This is a genomic window from Candidatus Borrarchaeum sp., from assembly GCF_019058535.1.
Taxonomy (GTDB): domain Archaea; phylum Asgardarchaeota; class Sifarchaeia; order Borrarchaeales; family Borrarchaeaceae; genus Borrarchaeum; species Borrarchaeum weybense.
The window spans coordinates 1-8,875 of record NZ_JAHPYX010000249.1; the positions used below are offsets into that span (position 1 = coordinate 1).

Genomic DNA, 8,875 nt, shown 5'->3' on the forward strand with positions numbered 1-8,875 from the left:
ACCTTAGTGATGTTGAGTTACAAAACCGGGCGGACTTGGTGAATGCGGCCTCCAGACAGATGGTGGCCACCTCAAGCGATACTCTGGGGATGTCCAACGCCATAATCGGCGCACAGGAAACCTACTGGTATCACGCCAGTTTTACTGAAGATGCCAACTCCCCTCAGGGTGGCAGTTCGGGGCTGTGCTATGGGATAACCATCGCCGATGCATATATAGGGACTAATATCTCACTTGAAACCAAAGACACTGACAACCCGAGAGATGGAGATGGCGGCAGCAATGGAAGTAGCGGAAATGACGACAACGGAGGGGGAAATGGCTCATCAACTGAAACAGCATCATTACTAGTGACAGTTAACTTGGAAAATAACATCCAACTCAACTCAAATACTAAAAAAGAAATTATTGTGACAATTAACGATGACCAAGGTGCCCCGATCGAGCAAGCCCATGTTACTATCACATTGAACACCAATTATACACTCGAATGTCAAGAAGTCGAACCAGGCATCTATAAAGCAGTGCTAGATACTTCAGAGTTAACTCCAGGTGAATACCTATTGACTGTCACTGTCGAAAAATCGGGTTACCAAACCTCACAACTAGAGTATAATCTCACAGTCGTAAAAGGTCTTAATCTAGCTACGGTTTCTTTAGGCGTTCGAATCAGCGCAGTGAGTTGCATTGGCTTAATTTTAACTGTTATTGGGAAACGAAAATTGTTTGATGACATTACTTTAGATTTGTAAGGTCAAACCGTTTAGCTCATATAAGCATGGTGAAGTGTTTTGCAGAAGAACAGATGCAAACTTAATGAAGATTCGACCCATTCTCATCTTTCGGAAATGGATGAATTCTCAAAAGTAATTGAACAGTACAAGATAGGTCCTTATCATATTAAAATATATAGGCGTGCAGGAAAATATACCAACGAAGCACTATACGCCTATAACAGTCTAGTAGACACTTCACCTTTTGGTGAAATCGTTGAATCAATTGCGAAACATCTTTCAGGAAGTATGATCTTTGATAATGATACTCAAAACAAACCTCTGGATCCTCGATTCTATAGCCTACAAGAGTTATTCAATACGAGGAAGACACTAATTAAAGAGCATATTTACAAACATTATCCTGAATTTGCATCAATGAAAGATTTAGATGAATTAATAGATCTAGCCTGCTATAAACTAACGGGTATCTTTAAGGTTGCCCCTTTTCTTATGGATGAATATATAGAAGAGTTTTATCTAGATTGTCCTAACACCCAGCTCTATTTAGACCATCGCACCTGGGGACGTTGTAAGACTAATGTTATTTTATCTGAAGCTGATTTAGAACGTATAAAAACAAGGTTACGCTATGAAAGCGGTCTGTTACTGGACGAAAGTAATCCTTCTATCAAAACAGAATTGATCACTGACAATTTTCATGTTCGCACTTCAATGGACATCGCTCCTCTTGCTGTCGATGGCTTGCATTTAGATGTGCGTAAACTAAAGCGTAAAGCCTTTACTTTGCCAGAATTGGTAGCGAATGGCACTTTACCTGTGGAAATCGCCGCTTACCTGTATTTTGCTATGCTACGACGCTGTAATATTACGGTCATTGGGGAACCTAATTCGGGTAAAACCACACTAGTTAATGCACTGGATCTGATCACTCCTCCTGAGTGGCGAAAAATAACCATCGAAGATGTCATCGAAAGCGTCCCCCAACATACTTACGATAAACATCAAGTACGGCTACAGGTAATACCCTTTGAAGGCGAGAATACTTCACGAAGCAAAAGTAAAGAGATTGTTAAATTATTACATCGATCGCCTGATTACGTTTTCTTAGGGGAAATTCAAACCCAGGAACATTCTCAAGCAGTATTTCATGCACTTACAGCAGGTCTACACTTAATCCAAACTTGTCACGCCTCGTCGCCTGAAAATCTGATTGTCCGCTGGGTAGAACATCATGGTATTGCTCCCATTAATCTATTAACTTTAGACCTCATCGTCTTTATGCGGGCTTATTACCATCAAAAACTTATCCGTAAGGTAAGGCGAGTAAGTGAGGTCGAAAAACCATTTGAAAAAACCGATATACCGCTGGAAATCGATCTGAAAGTTAATTCTATACAGTTATTCGATGTCTTTGATCTTGATAAGCAGCTAATAAAAACATTAACAGAACAATATGACGTCCCCACCATGAAATCTATCAGAATGGTTGAAGGGTTAACGTTAGAAGAATTCATTGAAGAAATGTCTACATACATAAAACTACTAAATTATCTGGTTCAGAACCAATTATTTGACCCTTATCTCAATGTACAAATCTTCCATGGGCTACACACTGAAAAACTCAGACATAGAATGCATTATAACGAAATAGACTGGTCTTCTCTCTACAAATATGTTGTTAACCAGATTAAAGAATAGCTGAGGTTTGCAAATTGTTTTCAAATCTGCCTATGAATATATGCAAAGCACTTTCCATCCAACCTTTCAAATTTATAGGAAAAAAACTTTGTCCCACTGCTTTGCTAATGCCATGTCGTTATTATGAGGAGTTAAATCTCACTCCAGAGGATATTTCAGCTGGATCAAAAGCCTTCGCAACCATTATTTTCCTAATAATTACCAGTTTTTCACTTATTTTAGACCTTTCTCCACTGCTTTTTTCATCAGTTGCTTTACTTCTCGCATATATTATTCACGGATTATTAATGCGTTTTCTTCCTCTAAGATATGCTCATGAAAGACTAAACATTGAGAAATATGCTGACTTGATCTTGAATACTCTGTTATTAGCGTTATTAGCTGGGTCAACGTTCGATGCGATATATTTCGTTGCTAAAAGTGATTTCCCACAAGTTTCAAAAGATTTCGAAAAAATACTCTTTCAGGTTAACAACAACGAAGATCCAGAAACGCTTTTATTAGATTACGCTAAGAAACAGCCTTCCATTACGCTTCGAAAACATCTATCTAGTTTATTCGCGATTAATGATTTAGAAACGACCATTGAATTGATGAAAGATTCAACTCAATCAGAGGTGCGTAATGCCTACGATCGCTTCACTATTGAATTAGACAGCCGCTTAACCTTAACTATCGGAATAACCACTTTTCTTCCAATCTTTTTAGGCATCTTTTTATCCATCAACGGGTTTGCTAGTTCTCCTTTCATCTTGTTCATTATCCCTTTACACATTTGCCTATTGTATATCATTAAGAATAAGGTCTTAAGTAACAGAATTGAGCTGGTCGGATGAAACAACAGTCAACTATAGTATTACAACAGTCAGATGAAGAATTGAGTGAAATTGCTTGTTTTCTAAGCTTTTTTGCTGATGAGTTGAAACTTGGTATCTGCCCAGAACAGGCGTTTACCTATGCTTTAAGTAAATATAACGGGTTTTTAAAACCACATTTTATGATAGCAGTCCGTCAGTTATTTGTTGGGGCTTTACCCCTAAAACAAATCTTGAAAGATCTTGCTTTATCTCTCAATAATCTTAACAGTCGATATCTATTACAGCTCACCTGTAAATTTCTAGAAAAAGATTCTATAGAGGCTGGCAAAGTTCTACTTTCTATGGTTAGAGCCTTAGAGGAAAATAATAACTTGATTAAAAAGCGTAATCATTTCTTGAGAGCAAAAAACCTTAAAACCAAAATCTTATCATTAGGAACTTCATTAGTGATGGGTTACATAGCCGCTCTTACACCTCTCTTTTCAATGCTATTCCTACTTCGGCAACAAAATGTCTCAGAGCTTACTAATAATCTGGCTTTTAATCCACTAAGTTTTTGGCCTGCTTTTGTAGGTTTTTTCTTCATTGGAATATTTACTGCTTACCAACTCACAGAATTCACTGATGGGGAATCTTCTTGGTCCATGCTCATTCTATCTGCAATGATCTTCTTTATCATTTTTTTACTAACCCAAAGCCTCCTAAAAATCCTAATTTGGTAAATCCAGTAACTATTAATCATCAATACCTATGAAAAATTTAAAAAAATTAAACGAACATTTTTGGTTTTTGTTCTCCCTTAACGTATTTTTTCAACAACGTGCAGTAATGATCGCGGATGCTATATTCAGCGACATTCGCTATTTTTGCCAACAATTTCTGTGTGAGGACTGATCGCCGTTCAAACTGTTTAGCAATTAATAAATCGGCTCCATAAAGTACTGAGGTTGCAAATATGTAGGGATGTCTACCGCCGCGTTGCTCAGTAGTTACTATTTCTAAGAGTGTATTTGCTGCCTTCATGATAAGTGTTTGATACTCAAATGATGTCCAAAATCTTCTCTTAAGTCTCAATATAACCTCAGGGTGCTTAAGGACTTTACTGACTAGTCTGGGGATGTAATCTTCGCTTTTTCTTTGTACAAGTTCAATTCCTGGAGATTTCTTTAGAAGTTCAATTGCACGGATGACTTTTCTTGGTGGGATCCTATGACCTAGTTGTCCAAACGTTTTTATTACTTCCTGTAACGTGACAGGTGCTCTTCGTTCTCGAATTGCTATGAAAAGAGCAGCGACCATTAAAACAGGGTGCGTTAAAATTTCATCCTGGCTAACCTGCTTAAGACTCGTACGATAAATATATGCTGCTCTCTGTTTTATTTTATCCGAAAGATGAAGAAGAGTTACAGCTCTATTCAATGATTTTAATACTCTGTATTGAGATTCTTTATGACGTATTCGCGCTCTAAAATTGTAAATTCGGTTTAACTTTCTGAAATAGAGTTCTTTCTCTTTTGAAAGATGTTTCCCCTTATGATCTCGACTGTTTTTTTCATTATAATTTCCGATATAACTACCCATTCCATCAACAATGTCAATTCTCTCACCAGGACTCACATATTGTTTTGCCATTTCTTTTTCGTCAGTAAACACTGAGATAATGTAGTCTTGAGGAACATAGTGGGTTTCAGCCACCAGACCACATTTTTCACATACATAGAGCCCTCTATTTAGCACTATATTACCTTTACATTCATTACATGATTGAAGGCTGTATTCGCTCATCTTTCACCACCAAGGAGACATATTATGAAAAGGTGGAAAGGGTTTCAATAACCACAAAAATCCACATTTACTATAGATATACATTTAAACTTATAAGTATTTTTAATAAAGAATATCTACTTGATTGAACAAACAGTTCATTGGATGTGATGAACTAAATTCGCAGAGAGTTAAGTGAACGTATTTTGAACTGATATGAAACTCACCGACATACAAAATTTTGAATTTTAACTTATGCGGCGGGAAGTCCCCTTCCGAAAGGCTGGGGAGGATGTCACTATGAGACAAAGCAAATTTAGTCTTTCATGGACATTCAAAAAACTGATATGTTCTCATAATAAATTATAGAAATTAAAATAGCAAATTTTGATGTTTATCTCAACAAAATCAATCTAATTTTCAATTTTCACCCAAACAGAGTTATCCAAACACCAGTATCTAAATAGAGAAATAGCATAAACAAAAGAAAGCCGCCGAAGATCATTTTCTTGCCATTACGTTCATCAATTCCTGACATGTAACATATTAAGCCAATTGCAAAGACAAAACCACCGACCATCCAGCCCATACGAAAAATAAAACTCATCGTATTGGTTAACGTATCAGTTAACAATGTTGGTAGTTCTTGAAGGCGATCTAGCTTTTCCCAAGGATCACTTTCGACCTGCATAATTCTTACACTCATACTCTATTTTAACACATATATAAAAAGCCAGCGCATTTTTGTTTGAATTTCCAACAAGTTGGATGGCTTTATATTGCGATGCCTTCTTGAAATGCGATATCTTTTTCGTACTATTTCAAAAAGCGGGGTTTATATACGTTCTCGTATTCAACTGTTTGATAGAGTCTTTGAATAGATTTGACTTGAAACTATAGTTTGAGATTTAAAAAACAAGAATCTCTTGAAAGCACAAGTGAATGTAAAACGAAAGAAATTTTTGATTTCTTAATTGAATTTTTCCTTTGGTTGAATAAATATGAGTCTAGAAACAGGCATTGAAGGATTTACGTATACTTATTTATGGGACTATTTAACTAGGGCAAAGAATAAGGAACATACTAGTAAAAGAGCAGTCCCAAGGCTAATTGGAAAGCCTTCTTTTAATATACCAAAGGATTATTCCTATTTAGCGGACGTAAAGGTTGAAAAAATACGTATAATAGGCGATTTCAGAGTTAAACCTGGGGATGCAATTATAGCAACATGGGAAAATGGTGAAGAAAAGCTCTTTTCGACCATAAATACATTAAATACACATTCATACCCAAAGAATGAACTTTATGGGATTATTATTGATTATGATTCCAAGGATTATTATATTTCATTTTCGGGTAGATTTTCATCTCAGGAGCTAAAATATTGTGACATAGTTAATCTACGAAAAGCTGATAACCAAATTCTGCTACGAATTCAAGAAAATATTTTGGAAAGGATTCAGAATGGCGAAAGTAAACAGCTACGAAAGCTTAGAACACTTCTTGAAGATAAAGACATCTATGATTCTATAACACAAATAACTCTAAATCATACCACACAACTTCTAAACGAATCACAACAGAAAGCTGTAGCACATTGCCTTAATTTAACGGACGATAATTATTTCTTCCTGATCCATGGGCCTCCTGGTACTGGAAAAACTACCGTGATCTCAGAATTGGTTTTACAGTTGCTTAAAAGAAATCAAAGAGTACTTATAACGTCACATACTAACATTGCCGTAGATAACGCTCTTGAAAAGATCATAGAGGCTCTTAAAGAAAAAAAAGAGCATGACATCAGACATTCAGTTCTTCGATTAGGCGTAAATGCCAAGTTATTGCCAAACATCAGACCGCTTTTAGGTAATATAAGAAATTTTGAGGACTTGAAATCACATAAAATCGTCGGGTCTACATTAACAAAAGCTGGATTATACACTCTTCATTCTAATTTTGATTGGAACAATCCACCATTTGGTTATGTCATTATTGATGAGGCTAGTATGGCAAGTATACCTTTAACGCTTGTAGGCATGGTGTTTGGTAAGAAAATAATCCTGGTGGGCGACCATCTTCAACTGCCACCCATTTTTAATGTACCAATAAAGCAGCAGCTAGAAAAATCACTTTTTGAAGTCCTTATTTCCAAATATCCAAATCATAGCATTTTTTTGAACACACAGTATCGTTCTAATAAATACATCTCGATGTTTCCAAGTCATTTTATCTACAATGATCAATTGAAAACTGCCTATGGAATAGAAAATACTCAAATTGACTACTTTCCTCAAAATCGAGATAATTGGAGTCATAGTCTCTCTGGTCGATACCCTATCGTATGGATTGATACGTTTAACTATAATGGGGGGCAAGGTTTTGACTGGAAATTATTCGGTAAACGATATTCTGCATGTAATTTAATCGAAGCTGCCTTGGTCATTAAAATCATGAAAGAATATCACAAAGCGGGTTTCTATCTTGAAAAAGACATAGCTGTAGTTACACCATTTCGTCTTCAAGCCACACTAATAGGGCGGTTGATCAAGCAGACATTCCCGAAACAGATAAACAATGTCTATAATCTTTGGTCATTTACAAAATCAAGCACAATAGACTCATATCAGGGACGGGAAAACAACATTGTCATTATATCACTAGTAGATGACGGCATTAATCCTAAGGCTGCTAAGGTACTGCAAGATAGTCGTAGGATTAATGTAGCAATTACAAGAGCAAAGAGAAAACTCATTATTTTAGGGTCATATAAACTAGCTGAGTCAATAAACATTCCTCTAATTGCTGCGTTATTCAAATATATCCAACAATATGGGCATTTTTCAAATACATTACTATCCCATTTGTCTTTCGAAGAGTTAGAAAAAACAAAATCTGCTTTAAACATGATTCTGAATCAGAAATAATTTCTTAACATGTCTCAAAATTTTGGATAGGCTTTTTCTAAGTTTTGTCGTTTTAAAATTCATATAAAGAGTAAATAATTCGTCCTATTTTTATAATGGAGCAAAAGTCAAATTTGGTACAGAAAAACGCGGACTTTAAATAATTCGTTATTAAAAGTCTGTGGTGAAACTTTAATGGGAGTTAAACAGCTATCCGCTAACAAGATTACTAGTACACAAGAAAAAGTAGCAAAATTTTTGCTAATGGGCAGCGCAGGTGCTGGGAAAAGTACCTTTGGATCCTGTCTTGAGTGTATAATTGAGGAAACTCAGTTAAATTCTTCTGGCACATATACCCCGACGCCAGGAGTTGCCTTTTATAAGGTGCCATTGAAGAATGGCAAGTGTTATGTGAGTTGGGAGTTGGGAGGTCAACAGCGCTATCAACCGCTGTGGAAACTCTGGTGGAGAGGTGCAACTGGCGCTTTTTTAATCATTGATTCCTCGAATATAGATAGTTTTGCAGTCACAAAAGATATTCATCATTTGATTGTCGGAGAATTACATCTACCATATGTAATATGTGCAAATAAACAGGATCTACCAAACTCCTTGCCTATTGAGGCTATTGCTGATCATTTGGACATAAATGATCCTACTATAATTTTTCCCACATCAGCAGTAACAGGTGCAAATGTTAAGGAAGCGTTTCTTGAATTGGTGCAACGAACGGAAAGTGAGGGGTGAGTAGTGATCGGTGAACCCTTGTTTTTAAATTCCTATCCGTTGCAGGAGTGCGGCATCAAATCGATATTGCTCCTCAAATTTGATATCATGGCAGGACCCTATATTGCCTTTGAGGGTACATGCTCTGAAAGTAAGGTAGCAGAAACTCTAAAGGATCCCATCATTCTGGCACAGTTCCATATGGGGCTAGCCGAGACCGATGTTGATG

Annotated in this window: 9 protein-coding genes; 7 read left to right on the plus strand and 2 right to left on the minus strand. The window is 36.5% G+C overall.

The window, feature by feature from the left end; translation table 11 throughout:
• Positions 1–38 precede the first annotated feature (38 nt).
• From QVB70_RS15260 to QVB70_RS15275, 4 genes are read left to right on the plus strand one after another with little or no spacing between them, the layout of a single operon-like run.
• Entirely contained in the window at positions 39–752 is a 714-nt protein-coding gene (locus QVB70_RS15260) for a hypothetical protein (protein WP_287588019.1), read from the plus strand.
• Between the two features lie 39 nt (positions 753–791).
• Positions 792–2,435 carry an ATPase, T2SS/T4P/T4SS family gene (locus QVB70_RS15265; protein ID WP_287588020.1) on the plus strand — a complete coding sequence of 548 codons (1,644 nt, stop codon included), beginning with the start codon at positions 792–794 and terminating at the stop codon, positions 2,433–2,435.
• Positions 2,436–2,449: 14 nt separating this feature from the next.
• On the plus strand, positions 2,450–3,271 hold the full coding sequence (locus QVB70_RS15270) for a hypothetical protein (protein WP_287588021.1): 822 nt from the start codon (positions 2,450–2,452) through the stop codon (positions 3,269–3,271).
• Positions 3,268–3,975, plus strand: coding sequence for a hypothetical protein (locus QVB70_RS15275; protein WP_287588022.1), 708 nt, complete (start codon positions 3,268–3,270; stop codon positions 3,973–3,975). Before QVB70_RS15270 ends, QVB70_RS15275 begins: the two co-directional genes overlap by 4 nt.
• Positions 3,976–4,021: 46 nt before the next feature.
• On the opposite strand, the gene QVB70_RS15280 is transcribed toward QVB70_RS15275, so the two are convergent.
• Both QVB70_RS15280 and QVB70_RS15285 read right to left on the minus strand, forming a co-directional pair.
• Positions 4,022–5,038 (minus strand): hypothetical protein, encoded by a 1,017-nt coding sequence (locus QVB70_RS15280; protein ID WP_287588023.1) that lies wholly within the window; start codon positions 5,036–5,038, stop codon positions 4,022–4,024.
• Positions 5,039–5,444: 406 nt separating this feature from the next.
• Positions 5,445–5,708 (minus strand): hypothetical protein, encoded by a 264-nt coding sequence (locus tag QVB70_RS15285; protein ID WP_287588024.1) that lies wholly within the window; start codon positions 5,706–5,708, stop codon positions 5,445–5,447.
• Between the two features lie 310 nt (positions 5,709–6,018).
• Between QVB70_RS15285 and QVB70_RS15290 the strand changes: the two genes are divergently transcribed.
• The 3 genes from QVB70_RS15290 to QVB70_RS15300 all read left to right on the plus strand — a co-directional run.
• A complete protein-coding gene (locus tag QVB70_RS15290; RefSeq protein ID WP_287588026.1) occupies positions 6,019–7,941 on the plus strand; it encodes an AAA domain-containing protein in 1,923 nt (640 codons plus the stop codon).
• Positions 7,942–8,115: 174 nt separating this feature from the next.
• Positions 8,116–8,667 (plus strand): ADP-ribosylation factor-like protein, encoded by a 552-nt coding sequence (locus QVB70_RS15295; RefSeq protein ID WP_287588027.1) that lies wholly within the window; start codon positions 8,116–8,118, stop codon positions 8,665–8,667.
• 3 nt (positions 8,668–8,670) lie between these two features.
• A partial coding sequence (locus QVB70_RS15300) for a hypothetical protein (RefSeq protein ID WP_287588028.1) occupies positions 8,671–8,875 on the plus strand: 205 nt, incomplete at its 3' end.

What these genes read in the sequence shown, in the direction of transcription:
- QVB70_RS15295 (WP_287588027.1), top strand. Translation starts at nt 8,116, where the DNA reads ATGGGAGTTAAACAGCTATCCGCTAACAAGATTACTAGTACACAAGAA.
- QVB70_RS15280 (WP_287588023.1), bottom strand. Translation starts at nt 5,038, where the DNA reads ATGAGCGAATACAGCCTTCAATCATGTAATGAATGTAAAGGTAATATA.
- QVB70_RS15290 (WP_287588026.1), top strand. Translation starts at nt 6,019, where the DNA reads ATGAGTCTAGAAACAGGCATTGAAGGATTTACGTATACTTATTTATGG.
- QVB70_RS15275 (WP_287588022.1), top strand. Translation starts at nt 3,268, where the DNA reads ATGAAACAACAGTCAACTATAGTATTACAACAGTCAGATGAAGAATTG.
- QVB70_RS15285 (WP_287588024.1), bottom strand. Translation starts at nt 5,708, where the DNA reads ATGCAGGTCGAAAGTGATCCTTGGGAAAAGCTAGATCGCCTTCAAGAA.